Source organism: Drancourtella sp. An57, from assembly GCF_002161525.1.
Classification (GTDB): Bacteria; Bacillota; Clostridia; order Lachnospirales; family Lachnospiraceae; genus Sellimonas; species Sellimonas catena.
Window position 1 is genome coordinate 39776 of sequence record NZ_NFHY01000013.1, and the last position, 17438, is coordinate 57213.

Sequence of the window (17438 nt, forward strand, 5' to 3'; positions counted from 1 at the left end):
CCGTATGTTTGAATTCCTTATTCTGCTGCCAGGTTTTCGTTATAGTAATCCTGAGCGTTTTTCAGAACTTCGTCCGGTTCCATCTCACCCATCATCATGGACTGCAGATTTTCATTGACTTTCGTCAACAGGGAAACCGCACTGTTAAACGGAGTGATGGTCTTGAAGTTGTCATTTTCCACTGTGTAGAGCTCTTTAAACCGCTCGTCTCCTGTATATTCCTCATCTTTGGTGATCGGCGGCTGTTCTGTGATCTGCTGGTGGAACGCGGACATCACATCTGCACTGGAGAGCAGTTTGATCGCCTTCATTGCCAGTTCCTTGTCCTCACACTTATCAAAGAGCACAAGGGAATCTGCCGCAAAGAAGGTCTTTGCCTGTCCGTCCGGTCCTGCAAGAGCCGTCGTCCAATCCCAGTCTACTCCTTCCAGATTCAGGCAGTTGCTTGTCGCAAGCACCATAAATCCGGTCTTTCCTGCCTCAAAATCCGGGCGGGCATCGTCGTTGGACGTCGCTGCTTCATCGATAAAGTTGTACTTAAATCTCAGATCATAGAGGAACTGCATTGCCTCTCTGCCCTCTTCCGTGTCAATCGTGACATTGCCATCCTCATCTACCAGCTCTCCGCCTGCACTCCAGAAGAACGGGAGGAAGTTTTCATCCACATTTCCCCATGCTCCGCCAAGTGCCATATCAAACGGCTTCACACCTTCACAGTTATCCTGAATTGCCTGACATGCGCTGATAAATTCATCCCATGTCGTCGGCATCTGTGTAATACCCGCCTGCTGCATAATTGCCTTATTTCCTACAAGAACCCGCGCATTTCCAACAATAAACGGCAGTGCATACTGTTTTCCATTAATTGTTCCATAATCATAGTAGATATAATTATCCTTTTCTGCATCATCGAAATAAGAATCCATATCTGCAAGAAGATCTTTGGAAATATAGTCTCCCATCATCTCCATGGACATATATCCGATGTCCTGTCCGTTTCCGGATGTTACTCCAGACAGATATTTCTCCTCATAATTAGACCACGGAAGGATCTGAACATCAAACTCGCAGTTCTCTTCCTTCTCTAATGGTGCAAGCTGTTCCTCCCAGAATTCCTGGTCTGAAACTTCCGCATCCGTTCCCGCATAAGCCGGGAACCAGATAGAAACTGTCTTCTTTCCGCCGTCTGATGAATCCGAACTGCCGCCACAGCCCGCCAGCAGCCCAACACACATTGCCGCTGTCATACATACCGCACCTAATTTTTTGAACCGTTTTCTCATATAGGCCTCCCTCGTTTACTAATATCATTGTTTTCTTGTCAAATGCCTGGCCAGATAAACTCATTCCCCCCCTGGTATTTTTTTGTCAAGCTGTTACAAAAATTTCTTTTTTACTTTCCCATTTTTGTCGATTTTGTTCACTCTGCATGATATACTTTCTGTACACAATCAGAAAGGGGTGTCCAATTATGAATATCATCTGGTCAAAATATATACAGGGAGTAAAAACCTTATACTATTCCCGCAGGTTACGGTTTCACGATATGTATGCAGAACAGTATCAGACACTGTTTGACTTGAGCAAAGAGACACAGCTCAAAATTCTGGAAATCGGCTGCGGTCCGGGTGCTCTGGCAGGCGCTCTTCACCGTTGGTACCCGAACGCTGAGATTACCGGGCTGGATCGTGACAGTGCATTTATCCAGTTTGCCGGAGAGCATGAACCGGGAATCTCATTTGTTGAAGGGGATGCCGCAAAACTCCCTTATCCGGACAATACCTTCGATGTTACGATCTCCTTTACAGTCAGCGAACATATCGATCCTTCCGCATTCTTTCAGGAGCAGCTTCGGGTACTGAAACCCGGCGGAGTCTGTCTCGTGCTTTCCTCCCGTAAAGGAATTACGGTTCCTGCACCCGTCATTTCCGATAGCGACCGTGAACAGCGCTTCTGGGATAAAGCCGGGAAATACGATCATACAAAAGATCAGTATGAAATCTGCCGTTATCCGATGAGCGAAGCCGAATTACCACTTACAATGGAATCCTATGGTTTTCAACAGATTCACACAGGATTTGTAACTGTCAGTCTGACACCGGACAATCCAGATATTTCATCCTCACTGGCTTATGATATGATTAACGCATCCCGCCAGACAGAACTGGATTCTATTGAGTCGGTATGTCATTCTATACCTGAACAGGTCTCACCCGAAGAACGGGATGAAATGATACGGCTTATCAATGAAAAATATGATCGCCGGCTCCACCAGTACGATCAGGGCGAAAAACAGTGGGATACAAACGTGTCTCTCATCATGGTCGTGCGAGGAGTAAAATGAGCCGGAAGACACTAAATAATTATTTTTTATCAATAGGGAGGTAACTATTATGAGGGAACTGAAGAATAATGATGCGGTTCAGTTATTTGAGGACAAAAAAGTCCGTACCGCATGGGACGAAGAAAAAGAAGAATGGTATTTTTCTGTTGTGGATGTAATCGCCGTTTTAACTGACAGTCCAAATCCAAATAATTATTGGAAAGTCTTAAAAAAACGACTTAAAGATGAAGGAAATCAGTCGGTTACAAATTGTAACCAACTGAAATTGAAATCCCCCAAAGACGGCAAGCGCTACAAAACTGATGTTGCCAACACTGAACAGATTTTGCGGATCATCCAGTCTGTTCCATCCCCAAAAGCCGAGCCGTTCAAGGCCTGGCTTGCCATGGTCGGCACAGAACGTATCGAAGAAACCATTGATCCAGAGCAGGCAATTGACCGTGCACTGGAAACCTATCTGAAAAAGGGGTATTCTGAAGAATGGATACATCAACGGCTTCTTTCCATCCGAATCCGCAATGAGTTGACAGACGAATGGAAAAAACGAGGTGTGAAAAAGGGAAAGGAATATGCGATTCTGACAGACGAAATTTCTCGCGCATGGTCCGGTATGACGACACGCCAGTATAAAAATCTGAAAGGATTGAAAAAAGAAAATCTCCGCGATAATATGAGTGATCTGGAACTGGTACTAACTATGCTCGCGGAGGCTTCTACGACAGACATCTCCAAAACGGCCAATCCGCAGAACCTCTCTGAGCATCGGGATGTAGCCAAACGCGGAGGCAATGTAGCTGGCATTGCACGCCAGGCTTTGGAAGCCGAAACCGGAAAGCCGGTAATCACTTCGCAGAATGCCAATCATTTCCGGCAGCTTATCACAGATATTGTAGAGGATGCCGCCACACTGCCAGTTCACCCAGAAGAGGCTTCTGACAGCGAAGAAAACACTAAATAATCATTCCAACGATCTCTTAATATAGGCACACAGCAATCTGTTATCGTATAAAAAGGAGCCCTGCTTATGCACCTCCGTGCAAAGCAAGGCTCCCTTTTTCTGCTTTATTTTGTTATCCGTTCTGTTATCCAGTTCTCAATCTTTTCAAAGACCTGCATCCGGTCTTCTTCATGCAGGATTTCGTGCCTATCGTCCGCATACAGCCGGATCGTCGTATCTGAGATTCCTGCCTTCCGGAACTGTTCGTATACTTTCCATACTCCGGCTCCAAAATTACCTACCGGATCTTTGGCTCCGGATACAAAGAATACCGGAAGATTTTTCGGTATCTTTTTCACGCCTTTTTTCGTCAGTGTCCGCATGCCGCGGAACATCTGGCGGTAACCGCTTACTGTAAACAGGAAGCCGCAGAGTGGATCTGCTTCGTACCGGGCCACATTTTCCTCTTCTGCGGAAAGCCATTCCCTCCCGATCTTTCCAGGCTCAAAGTCCTTGTTATAACTTCCAAACGCCATGCTGTCCACCAGCCGGCTCCGGTAATGGCCTCCACGGAATCTGCCGATCAGGCTGCACAGAATCTCTCCTGCCAGAAGCAGCGGGTACGGCTGATACCCGGTCCCCATGATAACGGCTCCGTCAAGTTCACTTCCATATTTCTGGATATACTGCCGCAGTAGAAAAGATCCCATACTATGCCCGATCATAAAATACGGGCAGTCCGGGTATCTCTTCTTTGTCGCCAGATACAATTTTCGGATATCTCCAATGACACATTCATTTCCCTGCTTCTCCGGGAAATAGCCGTAGTCTTCCTCCGAAAAAATGGATTTCCCATGCCCCAGATGGTCGTGTCCGGTGACATAATATCCCTTCCCGCAAAGCCAGAGCGCAAATTCTTCGTACCGGTCAATATATTCTGCCATGCCGTGGCAGATCTGGATCACCGCTTTCACCTTCCGGCTCTCCGGCTTCCACGCCACGGCATGAATCTTTGTCCTTTTGTTACAGGATAAGTAAAAAGTTTCCCTTTTCATTCACATCCTACCTGTCTTCCAGTTTCACATATTCCTTATGTCCCGCCAGTGCTTTGTAAGCCGGACGGATAATCTTATCTACATTTTTCAATTCTTCAAGACGATGTGCGCTCCATCCGACAATACGTGCCGCTGCAAAGATTGGTGTATAGAGTGCAGGCGGAAGATCCAGCATACTGTATACAAGGCCGCTGTAGAAGTCCACATTGGCATTAACACCTTTGTAGATCTTTCTCTTCTCCCCGATGATCTGCGGGCCAAGGCGCTCCACGAGTTCATAAAGTGCATACTCTTTTTCGTATCCTTTTTCTTTGGCAAGTTTCTCCACAAATACTTTGAAGATCTCTGCTCTTGGGTCGGAAATCGAGTAGACTGCATGTCCCATTCCGTAAATCAGTCCCTTTTTATCAAAGGCCTGCTTATCCAGAAGCCGTGACAGATAGTCTCTTACTTCGTCCTCGTCCGTCCAGTCTTTCAGATGGCTCTTCATGTCCTCAAACATCTGCACAACCTTGATATTGGCCCCGCCGTGTTTTGGTCCTTTCAGAGACGCCATCGCCGCTGCCATCGTAGAATAGGTGTCTGTTCCTGATGAGGTAACGACATGTGTTGTAAAGGTAGAATTGTTACCACCGCCATGATCCATATGAAGCACAAGTGCCATATCCAGAATTCTTGCCTCCAGATCCGTATATTTCCGGTCTTCCCGAAGCATCATCAGGATGTTCTCCGCTGTGGAAAGCTCCGGCTTCGGCGCATAGATAAAAAGATCTTCTCCCATCTTATAATTATACGCATGATAGCCGTACACCATCAACATAGGGAACTGGCTGATCAGATTGAGACACTGTCTCAGTACATTCGGAATACTTGTATCATCCGCCTTGTCATCGTAAGAATACAGCTGAAGAATGCTCCTGGAAATACTGTTCATCATATCAGGGCTTGACGCTTTCATGATCACGTCCCGCACGAAATTCGGCGGAAGCGTTCTTCTCTCTACCAGAAGTTCATGAAAATCTTCCAGCTGCTTTTCTGTCGGCAGTTCTCCGAACAGAAGCAGATATGCAATCTCCTCGAAGCCATAATGATTCGAAGCCAGAAATCCTCCCACCAGATCTTTAATATTATATCCCCGGTAGTAGAGGCTTCCCGGGCAAGGTACTTCTTTTCCGTCCACAATCTCTTTTGCATGAACATCCGAGACATTTGTAAGTCCGGCAAGAACACCTTTTCCGTTTAAATCACGCAGTCCTCTTTTTACCTCGTATTTGGTAAAAAGTTCTTTGTCGATTGCGTTGTTCTTTTCACTCAAATCGGCAAGTTCCTGAATTTTCGGTGTAATCTCAAATAACGCTTCGTCTACTGTTTTGGCCATAAGCTGCTCCTCCTTTACGTCTTGATTTTATGTCAGAGTCCTAGTTTGACGATGGGAAATACGGTCTTAATACACCTGCCACGTTACTCAGCGGCATCGTCTGAAGCCAGACATGTCCCGGTCCCGTAACCACCGTGTTAAACAGGCCTTCTCCTCCAAATACCATATTTTTAATGCCAGGGACGGTCTGAATCTCGATTCCGCAGGAAGCCGACATTGCAGCCAGGTATCCGGTATCAATAACAATCTGCTGATCCGCCCTGAGTTCGTACTCTACCACATGTCCGTCAAACTCGGCAAAAACGATCCCCTGTCCTGACACTCTCTGCATGATAAAACCTTCACCTCCGAAAAGTCCTGAAGCCACCTTTTTCTGGAAATGGATACTCAGTTCCACTCCAGCCTCAGAGGCAAGAAATGCACTTTTCTGAAGGATATATTCCTGGCCCGGGCCGACTTCAAATGCCTTGATCGAGCCAGGAAAACTGGATGCAAACGCAATCATGCCGTTTCCATGCTCTGCAGTATAAACATTCTGGAAAATCGAATCTCCGGAAAACATTCTTCCAAATGCCTTTCCAATACCTCCGCGGGCTCCGGATTCCATCCGCATATTCGGTGACATCCAGCTCATCGCGCCCCGCTCTGTCACCATCTGTTCACCATCTTCCAGGTGGCAGATTACTACCGGCAGTGTCTCTCCCTTAATCTCATAACGCATCTCATTACCTCCTTTTCTGTGCTTTTATGCAAGCATCTCATTAATTTTATTGGCAAGTCCGGCAAACTCCTCCAATGTCAGAGCCTCTCCTCTGACACCGGCACCCTTTCCAAGACTTTCCACCGCCTCTGTGATCTGCTCTTTTGTAAGCGTGATCTCCGGCGAATTGTTCAGACCATTTACCAACGTCTTTCTCCTCTGGTTAAAAGACGCCCGGATAATCTGGAACATCAGTTTTTCATTGTCCACCTGTACCGGCGGCACTTCGTGCCTCGTCAGGCGGATCACCGCCGACCCCACATTCGGCCTTGGCATGAAACAGTTCGGCGGCACATTAGCCGCAATATACGGTTCGGCATAGTACTGAACTGCCAGCGAAAGCGCTCCATAATCCTTGCTTCCCGGACCAGCCTGCATCCGCTCCGCAACTTCCTTCTGCACCATGACGGTCACCGAAGCCAGCGGCACCTGACTCTCAAACAGACTCATAATAATCGGAGTCGTAATATAATAAGGCAGGTTTGCAACTACCTTGATCGGCCTGCCGCCGTTTCTTTGTTCTGCGAGGCCCGCAATATCTACTTTAAGGATGTCATCATGTATCACTTCTGCATTTGGGAATCCGGAAAGAGTATCCTGTAGAATGGGAATCAAAGCCTTATCGATCTCTACAGCGACCACTTCTCTCGCTGCCTGCGCCAGATACTGAGTCATCGTTCCGATGCCCGGTCCGATTTCAAGAACAAAGTCATCTTTCGTAATCTCAGCTGCGCGTATAATCTTGTCCAGAACGTGGGTATCGATCAAAAAGTTCTGTCCGAACTTTTTCTGAAAATTGAAATGATATTTCTGCAGTACCGCGATGGTATTCTGCGGATTTCCTAAAAAAGGATCTGTCATAAACTTTCCTCACTTTACTACTTTATTTAGTATAACATACTTCACTTCTGCAAATTGTTAAAATATTATGAAAAGTATATTAATTTTGCATTATTTTCAGTCTGTTTTATTACCGTTTCTTTGTCAATTCCTTTGATTTCTGCAATCTGCTGTGCCACAAAGTGAATATTCCGGGAGTCATTTCTCCTGCCCCGGTTCGGCTCCGGCGCCAGATACGGACAGTCTGTCTCCAGTACGAGCTTCTCCAGCGGAATCTCCTTTACAATCTCTTTAAGTTTTCTTCCGTTTTTAAACGTAACCACTCCGCCTACTCCGATGGAAAATCCCATCTTAACACATTCTTTTGCCATTTCCCTGGAATAGGAAAAACAGTGAATGATGCCGCCCAGCCCCTTTGCGTGCTCCTTCATGATCTCCATCGTATCTTCCGCCGCATCCCGGCTGTGAATATTGACCGGAAGCCCCGTCTCTCTGGCCAGATTAAGCTGCCGGATAAACCAGTGCTTCTGCACCTCTCTCGGCTCCGTATCCCAGTGGTAATCGAGCCCGATCTCGCCGACCGCCACGACCTTTTCCTTCCGGCACATCTGCCGCAGCTCTTCCATGGCCTCCTCGTTCAACTCCCCGACATGGTCCGGGTGCACGCCCGCAGCCGCATAGACAAACGGGTACTTCTCTGCCAGCCGTACTGCATCCCGGCTGGACTGCATGGACGCTCCGATCTCTACGATCGTTCCCACACCGGCGTCCGCCATTCCGGCCAGAAGCTCATCCCGGTCCTCGTCAAACTGCTCATCGCCATAATGCGCATGTGTATCAAAAATCATTGTTTCCACTCCTTAAAATCCAACAAGATGGTTGTATTATAATTTAAAACATACTATAATTCAAATAGAATATCAATAGGAGGGACTTTACAATGCAGGTATATGACAAGGTAAACAAAACCGAGCTTACCGCCGACACCGAAGAGCTGATCAAGCTGATGGCTCCGGGCGGACGCCAGGTTGACTTATATCTGAAAGAGAAAAAATCCGACGAGGACGGATACATGACATGGGACGTAGAGCACTGGTCCAGCGTAGACGGAAGACGTTTCATCCGCTGCTATTCTCTGGAGGGCCGCGTATTAAGCGAATCCACAGGCCACAACATCTACGACCTGAAGAATGAATTCAAGCCGGAAGAAGCAGAGAAAGTAGAACTCAGCTAAAAGTTACTCAGCAAAAGCATCGGCGCACCGGGAGCATGTCTCCCCGGTGCGCCGATTCCCTTTCTTTCTTATCCGATCCCTTTTTACGAAACTTCATCAATCGCCGCAAAAAGTTCATCATCCGCAAAATAGAAGTAATCGATCTTTCCCTCTTCAAAAGCCGCATCGATTTCCTGATGGACCGTGCTGCCGTTTACACGGACTTCCACCTCATATTTCTCTGTATTTTCCTGCTCTCCCGCGTCATCTGATTTCCGGACTGTTTCAAAAGAAATCTCACATTCTTTTTCCTGCGCTGCATAGTACACATTCAGCGGAAAACCGCTCCGGTAAAAATTCTGAAGTCCGGATTCCGTAAAATAGTCTCCGTAAACGTCTTCGATCGTCTGGCTCAAGCCGCCCGACTGCTCTTCCGTGTCTGTATCCGTTCCCGAAGAATCATCCTGTGCCGCAGCCATCACCTGATCGGCGCTGCCGCCCGGAAAAGAAAACAGTTCCTCACACAGTGCACGCAGCTGCTTTGTCTCCGGATCCTGTCCAGAACATCCCGCCATTAATACAGCAGACAGTATCAGACTTCCAAGGAAAAGGCATCCTTTCTTTTTTTTCCATTTCATATTGTATTGGCTCCTTATCTCACACATAAACTCTTATTTTGTCTTTACCAGACAGCGTTTCTTAAAAAAAGATATTCCATAGCAGAAGATGTGATCATAATCGTCCTCGTATTCTCTGGCATACATCTGCTTGTCAATCTGCATCAGCGCTTCCTCACAGCTTGTCTCCATGTCCTTCAATGCCTTGGAATACTTGGCCTCAAAAACCGCTGCCCGGCTTTCCACCGGATCGTACACTACCACATCGCTTCTTCCTTCTCCGTGCTCCTTGTTGGATTCCACAATGTACCCTGCACCTGCAAAAATTCCCGCCAGAAATGCATGGTAATAGTCTTCTTTATAATCGTGGTAACTGATCGTCCGGCGGAGCAGTTTATTCATTTCTTCCGTCATGACTTCTGTATTTCCGCTCCAGACCGCATCAAACAGTGATTTGCGGTTCCAGACTCTGGCACTGTCATCAAACCATTTTTTTATCGTAGTTTGAAAAATCTCCCGGATCTCTGCATTTGGAATCTGAAGGGCAGTTCCATCTTCCGGCAAAGATGCGGAAAGTTCCTCCTCGCGTACTTGTGTTAGATAACCTGTCAGATAGAGGATACTCCAAAGATTCTCTTCCGAAGAATGCAGATAGTCATAGGTCAGATTCTCATCAATCCTCTGGACAATATGCCCTCCAGAAAGCAATGACTCAAGCTTTTTTGTAATTGTCCCACCTGCATAATCAATAAAAGAACGAATAATCCCATTATCGCTGGTATTCTTCCAGTAACTTTCCGGACCTGCATTCGGATTGATTTGAAGATCTCTTATATAATTCATCACATCCCACGGACAATAAATATCAACGTTTCCAAAATGATATCCATCGTACCATTCTTTCACATCTGTGGCATGCTCCAGCGCATTTGCATCCCCTAAAATCCTGTTCACTTCATCCTGTGTAAAGCCGAAATATTCATTTAATCCAGAATTCGCAATGGTGTCAGAAACAAAATTGTTCGTTCCGGTAAAAATGCTTTCCTTTGCGATTTTCAAACATCCTGTAATCACCGCAAAACGTAGAGACTGATTATCTTTCAGTGCCTGCATGATTCCTTTCATCACATCCAGCATTTCATTGTAGTAACCGTTGCTGTTCGCTTTTGCTACCGGAACATCATACTCATCCAAAAGAAGGATCACCTGTTTTCCATAGTACGCCTGCATTGCACGTGTCAGTGACAGTAAGCTGTTTTTTATGTCTGATTCTGAGGCATCAAAATTTAAAATATTCTTGATGACACTTCTGTCATACGGAGAAATTTTCTCACTGTCCAGAAGATAACGGTGGCTATCACATAACTCGGTAATAACAGAACACAGCATGTCATATGCTCCGGAAAAATCCAGTCCATCCACCCTTCTGAGCGAAAAAAAGATAGTCGGCCACTGATTCATCCACCGGTTGCAAAGTTCCGTGTTCTCATCAATCTCCAATCCTTCAAATAACGCTCGACTGTCTTTCCTGATGTCAAAAAATTCAGCGAGCATATTCATTCCGAGTGTTTTCCCAAATCGGCGCGGACGTGTAATTAATGTCACTTTTGTCGCCGTAGTCCTCAACAACTCCTCAATCAAACCGGATTTATCCACATAATAATATCCATTCTTGCGGATCTCTGCAAAATCGGAAACTCCGACAGGAATATTCAAGCAAGCCATACTGCCCTCTCCTTCCCTTATACTTTTTATACTGCCATTTTACCAAGTCAGTGACCTGACTGCCAGTAGAAAACATATATTTTTCTATTTTAGATGACATCACCTTATTTTCCGCAGCACTTCTTATATTTCTTACCGCTTCCGCATGGACACGGATCATTTCGTCCTACTTTTACCCCTTTCCGTCTGTATGGTTCCCAGCCATCTACCAAAACTTCTGCCCTGCCTTCTGCATTCATCTGACTATATTCGTCTTCAAGAAACACTTTCCATTCATGAAGGGTTTGATGCCCGGATAATTTCTGTAATTCTTCCAGTACTTCTTTTGCTGTTTGTTCCGGATCATGCTTTACCCTTTCCAGAAATTTCCGGCTGCACTCATAGTTATATGGATAATTTTCCTGAATGTACTTTATTTCTTCCAGATGTCCCGGCACATATCGGCACAGATTCCACTCCGAAATAAGTGCATCTCTTTGTATATCTTCTCTGTCTTCCATCCACGGTATATCTTTAAGCGTATAGCGGATATTATAAATAGCATTCAGACCTGTATCCATAATTTTGCTGACTTTTCTGTCGTCATGGAAACGATACGATTCCCATATGATAAAGGCTGATTTCAATGTTTCTTTTGTTCCCTCTGTTCTCAGATAATTTTTCCTGCTGATATAATCAATCAGTTCACGGAAAAGCGGCCGATACCATTTATTACGCATCTGTGTGGATAAATAAACAACCGTGGAAGCCAGGTTTTCCTGCATCTTTTCCGTCATCTCAATCCGGCTCAAGAAATGCAGATACAGTTCCAGATCTTCTTTATATTTCCCATTTGTCAGGGAAATGTCCAGATAGAGCACATTTTGGAATACAGCATCCAGCAATTCAGCCAGTGGAATTTCTCCTGTTTCTACATATCTATCCAGCTCCATTCCGAACATTTCCCGGCTTTCTTTTTCTTTCCCGATTTTCTGAAGGCAGTCACCGTAACTTGTATAATAGAAGGGGGTATATTGTTCCGGCGGTCCGGCTGCTTTAAACTGCTTTACCGCTTCCTCAAATTCACCCATTCCATGATAAGCCATTCCAAGGGAGCGGTGATATCCCGCATTCTCCGGATTTATTTCCACTAATTCATGGAATACCATTGCAGCTCCTGCCATATTTCCCTGTGCAAAGTAACACTGACCGAGCAGCTCCATAATATCCGGTTTTGAATCATCCTCATCCAGTATTCTGCAGCACAGTCCTGCCGCTTCCTCGTATTTTTCTTCATCTGCCAGGCGAAATGCTTCTATTACCTGTTTTTGCAGCGGAAGCGCAAACTGTCTGGCGAACTTTTCTATTTCTTTTTTCGATGTTTCTTTATCATCTGATTTTTTTATTCTTAGGATCTTATTCATCTTTGTTCTTCTCCTTAATTCTATCCTGATATTCCCGGATTAACGATTCTCTTGGTTTTATCTTTTTAGCAAGCCCGTATTTATAAATTTCAATCCATTGCTCATTCGTACCTGTCAGATCTGCTACTTCCAACGCTTTGTAAAGAATGATTTCTTTCCTCGATTCCATACAATTTTTAAAATAGTATTTTACGCCTTGTTCTGTTTCTGCCTGCAAAAGAGAAATTGCTAAAATCAAATCGCAGAAATTATCGATGTCTTCCCTGAGATAAAAAGCTAAATGACTATCCTCTTTTATACTTGTCAGTTTTTCTTTTCTCTTTCTAATCGCTTCTTTGCATTCTTCCACTGCGATTTCTTTTACATCACTTGTATGAAGCAGGGAGATGAATTCCATTTCCTGATCGTAATGCAAAGAGATTCTGCTAAGCCCCCCTGTACATGCCAACTCGGCCATCTTTGCAATCTTTTCTCTTGTATATCCTCCTTCAAAAGTCTTCGCCGCGACCAGATGATAGAAATCTCCCTGAAGCCATCCGATAGATCGAAACGGATCATCGGTGGAAAACAGATAGTATTGACATGCCTGGCAAATCAACTCATAAAGTTTAGTCAGAAGGTTCAACGCCCTCTCATAATATTCACTGTCCGACTTGATTTTTTCCAGCTCTTTCAAATAACCTTTCACAAGAAATCTCCATTTCGGACGCTGACTCTTTGGAATTACACGGTTAGGCGCAAAGTAATTTCCTGCTTTTGCATTTCCGATAAATGTTAAGATCTGCTTCTCCAGATCTTCAAAATTTACTGTTTCTTTCTTTTTCTTTGTTTTCTCCATATCTCCGGATAATACTGCCTGGATCAGAACGTCTGCTTCTTCTTTTTGACTCTTTGTAAGCTGTTTATAGGTTTCTACAAATGCTTTTTCCAAAAGGACTCGATCAGCGCTGCTGATAATCTGCCGTAATTCCTGTACTTTCATCTTCTACTCCTTGCTAAAAAAGATATGTATCTCCGTATTCCCGGAAATACATATCTTTTTCATTTTCTTTTCTAATTCATAACCGCTTCAATGTCTTCCACTGTTCTAGGGATATCCTTTGACAGGTTTCTGCATCCGTCCTCTGTGATGAGGCAGTTGTCTTCGAGACGGAATCCTATGCCCCATTCTTCGTGGTAGATTCCGATATCCACACAGAATACCATGCCAGGCTGGATGATGGCGTCTCTTGCGGATACGACATCGTGGGTGTCAAATCCGACATGATGCGCTCCGCCATGCCACATATAGGTTCCGATATCATCAAAGCTCTTGCATACGCCTGCTTCTTTCAGCTGCTCGAAGCAGTAGCGGCGGATCTCCGCATCCACTTCTTTCATCGGGATGCCCGGTTTCAGCATGGAGAACATGTGCTCGGAAGTCTTGTACTGACACTCGAAGAGGAGTTTCTGTCTGGAGGAATACTTTCCGTTGCAAGGCCATCCTCTGGATACGTCTGTCAGCTCATTGTCCCAGCGTACACCTACATCATTGAGCACGATATCGCCGTCCATAGCCTGTCCGCGGTATCCATAATAATGGATGCAGAAGTTATTCTTTCCAGCGCTGATAATGGACGGGAATCCCGCCTCCAGAACGCCGTGCTGTGCCAGTGCATAATCATACTCTGCCTTATACTGGTATTCATACATACCCGGTTTGGAATGTGTCATCATGGCAAGAATTCCGGCTTTTGTGATTTCCTGCGCTTTTTCCATCGCACGGATCTCACACGGTTTCTTGATGAGACGGAGCATCTTCATGATCGGCAGGGAATTTTCGATCGGCATGGATGGATATTCCTGCTTCAGGAATGCTTCCATGCTGTCTGCCGCGCTGACAACAACCTGTCCTTCCATCCGGTCAATGTCCAGATACACCTTCTGGATCCGTCCAGAAGTCAGCACCTTTTTCAGCTCTTCTTCAAATGTCTCTTTGTAGGCAAAGCTGGAAATCATGGAGACTGCTTCTATCTCTTCCGGTTTCATTCTGCTTCCGGTCCATCTCTCCTCAATCAGGTTTGGCGGAAGAATAAACAGGGTTTCCCTGTATCCTGATGCATCTTTCTCCATCATAAGGACGGTATCTTTCTGCTCCATTCCGGTCAGATAAACAAAGTTCCGGTTCGCGAAGTAGCCATAGTCCTCATCAGCCGTCTTACGGACCGGGCTTCCGCTGAAGAACAGGGCAAGGCTGCCCGGCTCCAGCTTCTCCATAAACGCATCTCTGTTTCCCTTGTAAAATTGTGGTTCCATTGATCGTTTCCCTCCATTTCGTTTGTACTTTAGTCTAGTACCATTTTAGCACAAACACTCGATAGAATCACTGTTTTTTCCTATGATTTTCCTATAATATTTCTAGCAGATTTCCGCTCCTGCCGGAACGTCTTTTTCAGGCTGCATCAGTACGATGTTTCCATTTTCATCTTCCGCACAGAGAATCATTCCTTCGGAAAGCACGCCTGCCAGCTTCGCCGGTTTCAGGTTGACAAGAACCATGACTTTCTTTCCGACCATCTCTTCCGGTGAGTACCATTTCTTGATTCCGGACACGATCTGTTTTACCTGGCTTCCGATCTTCACCTGAGAGCAGAGAAGTTTTTTGGACTTCGGAACTTCCTCACATTTGATGATTTCGCCTACCTGGAACTGCATTTTCATGAAATCATCGTAGGAGATTTCCGGTTTTGCCTCGATATCGATCACCGGACCTTCCTCTTCCTGCGGTGCTTCTTCCGGCTGTGCAGGATGAAGTTTCTCTACTTCTTCCATCACTTCTTTGATATCTCTTCTTGCAAAAAGAATCTCCGGCTTGTCTGTCACATGGCCGTCTCCAAGCTGTGCGAGGATCTTTTCGGCTGTCTCCGGCATATATGGTGCAAGCAGTTTTGCTCCTTCGGAGATGCTTGTAATCAGGTTGTAAAGCACTGTCTCAAGACGGTCTTTCTTATCCTCTTCTTTTGCAAGTGCCCATGGCATTGTTTCATCGATATATTTGTTGCAGCGTTTGAAAAGATTGAAAATCTCTGTGATGGCGTCTGCCACTCTCAGGTCTTCCATCTTGGCGTCCACTTTGCCGGATGTCTCTTCTGTCACACGCTTCAGGTCTGCATCTACTTCTTCTGCCACGCCTTTATCTGTCACTGTTCCGCCAAAATACTTATTTGTCATGGAAACAGTTCTGTTTACAAGGTTTCCTAATGTATTGGCAAGGTCAGAGTTCATTCTCTCTACCATCAGTTCCCATGTGATGACACCATCGTTGTCAAACGGCATTTCGTGAAGCACAAAATAACGTACTGCATCCACACCGAACAGGTTGACAAGCTCATCCGCGTAAATCACATTTCCTTTGGATTTACTCATCTTGCCGTCTCCCTGCAGAAGCCACGGATGACCAAATACCTGCTTCGGAAGCGGAAGATCCAGCGCCATCAGGAAAATCGGCCAGTAAATCGTATGGAAACGGATAATATCCTTTCCGATCAGGTGCAGGTCTGCCGGCCAGTTCTTATTGAAAAGCTCAGAGCTGTTGCCGTCCGCATCGTATCCGATTCCGGTGATGTAGTTGGTCAGCGCATCCAGCCATACATAAACGACATGTTTCGGATCAAAGTCTACCGGGATTCCCCACTTAAATGACGTCCTGGATACACAAAGATCCTGAAGTCCCGGAAGAAGGAAATTGTTCATCATCTCGTTTTTCCGCGCAACCGGCTGAATAAATTCCGGATGCTCGTTGATATGCTGGATCAGGCGGTCCGCATATTTGCTCATTTTGAAGAAGTATGCTTCTTCTTTTGCCGGTGTACACGGACGTCCACAGTCCGGACATTTACCGTCCACAAGCTGGGACTCGGTAAAGAAGGATTCGCACGGAGTACAGTACATTCCTTCATAGTATCCTTTATAAATGTCTCCCTGATCATACAGCTTTTTGAAGATCTTCTGCACCTGTTTCTCATGGTAGTCATCCGTTGTACGGATAAAATGATCGTATGATGTGTTCATCATGTCAGCGATCTCTTTCACCTGGGCAGCTACTTTGTCCACGTACTCCTTCGGAGTCACGCCTGCTTCCTCCGCCTTCAGCTCGATCTTCTGTCCATGTTCATCTGTTCCGGTCTGGAAATAGACATCGTAGCCCTTGCTTCTTTTGTATCTTGCGATTGCGTCCGCAAGCACAAACTCATACGTATTTCCGATATGCGGTTTGCCGGATGTGTAGGCAATCGCAGTCGTGATATAATACTTTTCTTTTTCATTACAATTACTGCACATAGATTTTTCTCTCCTTTTTTAATAAACGCTAAAATCAGCTTCACCTGTTGATACGGTCCACCAGTCAACGCTACAAAATAAACATAGAGTTCCGCTTGCGGAACTCTCGCGCCGAGTGCGGTCGCGTCAGCGACAAATTTCTGCCTCGCACGAGTGCGCATCCCGCGGAGCGTTTTTATTTAACAGGGAACAAAGTTTCCTGTTAAATAAAAAGCCTTCCGGGGATATTTCCCCGGAAGGCGAATCCGCGTTACCACTTCCGTTTATCTGCCCCTCGCAGGACAGACCTCTGCGAGTGCCGGACGGCACCCTCCGCTGTAACGGGCGGAACCCATCATGAATTATCACGGTCATCCGTGTTCATCCATGCCGCTCTGAAGCCATCTTCCATCTTCCTTTCTCCATCCCTCTCAGCATCCGGGAATTCTCTGTAAGATTCCAGAACATGTACTCTCTTCTTCTACGCGTTTGCTTATGTAGTAAAAATGGTAGCATAGAAATTTTTGAAAGTCAAGATTTAACAATCCACTTCCCTTTTCGATTGGTTCCTACTCTTTCAATTACTCCCTTTTCTTTCATTTTTTTGATATAGTACTTCAACGTATTTTTATTTAAATTCAGTTTTTCAGCCATTTGTTTTTGAGAAAGAAACGGATTCTGTTCTATCAGTTCCATAATATTTTTTTCAGGATCATTTTCTTTAGACTGGGTGGTTTGGGTGACTGACTGGGTGGTTTGGGTGACTGACTGGGTGGTCTGTTCTTCTCTATTTCCCTCATCCAATGGTACAATAATTTTAAATATATCTCCTTCAATAAACTCGGGATCATTTCCAGAATAAAATTT

16 protein-coding genes and 1 other annotated feature are annotated in these 17438 nt (G+C 45.4%); of the genes, 3 read left to right on the forward strand and 13 right to left on the reverse strand.

Annotated features, from left to right (window positions below; translation table 11 throughout):
• Positions 1-17 precede the first annotated feature (17 nt).
• Complete coding sequence (locus B5G11_RS11480; RefSeq protein WP_087253843.1) at positions 18-1283, reverse strand: sugar ABC transporter substrate-binding protein; 1266 nt, start codon at positions 1281-1283, stop codon at positions 18-20.
• A 188-nt stretch (positions 1284-1471) separates the two neighbouring features.
• Between B5G11_RS11480 and B5G11_RS11485 the strand changes: the two genes are divergently transcribed.
• Positions 1472-2344, forward strand: a complete 873-nt coding sequence (locus B5G11_RS11485) for a class I SAM-dependent methyltransferase (RefSeq protein WP_158099269.1) — start codon at positions 1472-1474, stop codon at positions 2342-2344.
• A gap of 49 nt (positions 2345-2393) precedes the next feature.
• The gene (locus tag B5G11_RS11490) at positions 2394-3302 is read left to right on the forward strand and encodes a Bro-N domain-containing protein (protein WP_087253850.1); all 909 of its coding nucleotides are present in this window, start codon (positions 2394-2396) and stop codon (positions 3300-3302) included.
• Positions 3303-3406: 104 nt separating this feature from the next.
• Here the strand turns inward: B5G11_RS11490 and B5G11_RS11495 are convergent, their stop codons facing one another.
• The 5 genes from B5G11_RS11495 to B5G11_RS11515 all read right to left on the reverse strand — a co-directional run bounded on the left by B5G11_RS11495 (position 3407) and on the right by B5G11_RS11515 (position 8162).
• On the reverse strand, positions 3407-4282 hold the full coding sequence (locus B5G11_RS11495; RefSeq protein WP_343215507.1) for an alpha/beta fold hydrolase: 876 nt from the start codon (positions 4280-4282) through the stop codon (positions 3407-3409).
• Positions 4283-4343: 61 nt separating this feature from the next.
• Positions 4344-5714 carry a citrate/2-methylcitrate synthase gene (locus B5G11_RS11500; protein ID WP_087169040.1) on the reverse strand — a complete coding sequence of 457 codons (1371 nt, stop codon included), beginning with the start codon at positions 5712-5714 and terminating at the stop codon, positions 4344-4346.
• Positions 5715-5754: 40 nt separating this feature from the next.
• On the reverse strand, positions 5755-6435 hold the full coding sequence (locus tag B5G11_RS11505; protein WP_087253857.1) for a TIGR00266 family protein: 681 nt from the start codon (positions 6433-6435) through the stop codon (positions 5755-5757).
• A gap of 24 nt (positions 6436-6459) precedes the next feature.
• Entirely contained in the window at positions 6460-7335 is an 876-nt protein-coding gene (gene rsmA, locus B5G11_RS11510; RefSeq protein WP_087253860.1) for a 16S rRNA (adenine(1518)-N(6)/adenine(1519)-N(6))-dimethyltransferase RsmA, read from the reverse strand.
• Positions 7336-7400: 65 nt separating this feature from the next.
• A complete protein-coding gene (locus B5G11_RS11515; protein ID WP_087253863.1) occupies positions 7401-8162 on the reverse strand; it encodes a TatD family hydrolase in 762 nt (253 codons plus the stop codon).
• A gap of 92 nt (positions 8163-8254) precedes the next feature.
• Between B5G11_RS11515 and B5G11_RS11520 the strand changes: the two genes are divergently transcribed.
• Complete coding sequence (locus tag B5G11_RS11520) at positions 8255-8548, forward strand: hypothetical protein (RefSeq protein ID WP_087169036.1); 294 nt, start codon at positions 8255-8257, stop codon at positions 8546-8548.
• Between the two features lie 83 nt (positions 8549-8631).
• On the opposite strand, the gene B5G11_RS11525 is transcribed toward B5G11_RS11520, so the two are convergent.
• The 7 genes from B5G11_RS11525 to B5G11_RS16805 form a co-directional block, all read right to left on the reverse strand.
• On the reverse strand, positions 8632-9165 hold the full coding sequence (locus tag B5G11_RS11525) for a hypothetical protein (protein WP_087169035.1): 534 nt from the start codon (positions 9163-9165) through the stop codon (positions 8632-8634).
• A 33-nt stretch (positions 9166-9198) separates the two neighbouring features.
• Complete coding sequence (locus B5G11_RS11530) at positions 9199-10869, reverse strand: AAA family ATPase (RefSeq protein ID WP_087253866.1); 1671 nt, start codon at positions 10867-10869, stop codon at positions 9199-9201.
• A 104-nt stretch (positions 10870-10973) separates the two neighbouring features.
• The gene (locus tag B5G11_RS16800; protein ID WP_242959047.1) at positions 10974-12272 is read right to left on the reverse strand and encodes a tetratricopeptide repeat protein; all 1299 of its coding nucleotides are present in this window, start codon (positions 12270-12272) and stop codon (positions 10974-10976) included.
• On the reverse strand, positions 12265-13254 hold the full coding sequence (locus B5G11_RS11540) for a hypothetical protein (protein WP_087253869.1): 990 nt from the start codon (positions 13252-13254) through the stop codon (positions 12265-12267). Before B5G11_RS11540 ends, B5G11_RS16800 begins: the two co-directional genes overlap by 8 nt.
• A 71-nt stretch (positions 13255-13325) precedes the next feature.
• Entirely contained in the window at positions 13326-14567 is a 1242-nt protein-coding gene (locus B5G11_RS11545) for an aminopeptidase P N-terminal domain-containing protein (RefSeq protein ID WP_087169033.1), read from the reverse strand.
• A 102-nt stretch (positions 14568-14669) separates the two neighbouring features.
• Positions 14670-16592, reverse strand: a complete 1923-nt coding sequence (gene metG / locus B5G11_RS11550; protein WP_087169032.1) for a methionine--tRNA ligase — start codon at positions 16590-16592, stop codon at positions 14670-14672.
• 232 nt (positions 16593-16824) lie between these two features.
• Positions 16825-17064: a binding site (T-box leader), on the reverse strand.
• 38 nt (positions 17065-17102) lie between these two features.
• Positions 17103-17375 (reverse strand): winged helix-turn-helix domain-containing protein, encoded by a 273-nt coding sequence (locus B5G11_RS16805; protein WP_242959048.1) that lies wholly within the window; start codon positions 17373-17375, stop codon positions 17103-17105.
• Positions 17376-17438: the final 63 nt, after the last annotated feature.

Excerpts from the sequence above, each read along its gene's own strand:
- B5G11_RS11525 (WP_087169035.1), bottom strand. The coding sequence starts at position 9,165 with ATGAAATGGAAAAAAAAGAAAGGATGCCTTTTCCTTGGAAGTCTGATA.
- B5G11_RS11480 (WP_087253843.1), bottom strand. The coding sequence starts at position 1,283 with ATGAGAAAACGGTTCAAAAAATTAGGTGCGGTATGTATGACAGCGGCA.
- B5G11_RS11500 (WP_087169040.1), bottom strand. The coding sequence starts at position 5,714 with ATGGCCAAAACAGTAGACGAAGCGTTATTTGAGATTACACCGAAAATT.
- metG (WP_087169032.1), bottom strand. The coding sequence starts at position 16,592 with ATGTGCAGTAATTGTAATGAAAAAGAAAAGTATTATATCACGACTGCG.
- B5G11_RS11505 (WP_087253857.1), bottom strand. The coding sequence starts at position 6,435 with ATGCGTTATGAGATTAAGGGAGAGACACTGCCGGTAGTAATCTGCCAC.
- rsmA (WP_087253860.1), bottom strand. The coding sequence starts at position 7,335 with ATGACAGATCCTTTTTTAGGAAATCCGCAGAATACCATCGCGGTACTG.
- B5G11_RS11545 (WP_087169033.1), bottom strand. The coding sequence starts at position 14,567 with ATGGAACCACAATTTTACAAGGGAAACAGAGATGCGTTTATGGAGAAG.
- B5G11_RS11520 (WP_087169036.1), top strand. The coding sequence starts at position 8,255 with ATGCAGGTATATGACAAGGTAAACAAAACCGAGCTTACCGCCGACACC.
- B5G11_RS16800 (WP_242959047.1), bottom strand. The coding sequence starts at position 12,272 with ATGAATAAGATCCTAAGAATAAAAAAATCAGATGATAAAGAAACATCG.
- B5G11_RS11530 (WP_087253866.1), bottom strand. The coding sequence starts at position 10,869 with ATGGCTTGCTTGAATATTCCTGTCGGAGTTTCCGATTTTGCAGAGATC.
- B5G11_RS11485 (WP_158099269.1), top strand. The coding sequence starts at position 1,472 with ATGAATATCATCTGGTCAAAATATATACAGGGAGTAAAAACCTTATAC.
- B5G11_RS11515 (WP_087253863.1), bottom strand. The coding sequence starts at position 8,162 with ATGATTTTTGATACACATGCGCATTATGGCGATGAGCAGTTTGACGAG.
- B5G11_RS11540 (WP_087253869.1), bottom strand. The coding sequence starts at position 13,254 with ATGAAAGTACAGGAATTACGGCAGATTATCAGCAGCGCTGATCGAGTC.
- B5G11_RS11490 (WP_087253850.1), top strand. The coding sequence starts at position 2,394 with ATGAGGGAACTGAAGAATAATGATGCGGTTCAGTTATTTGAGGACAAA.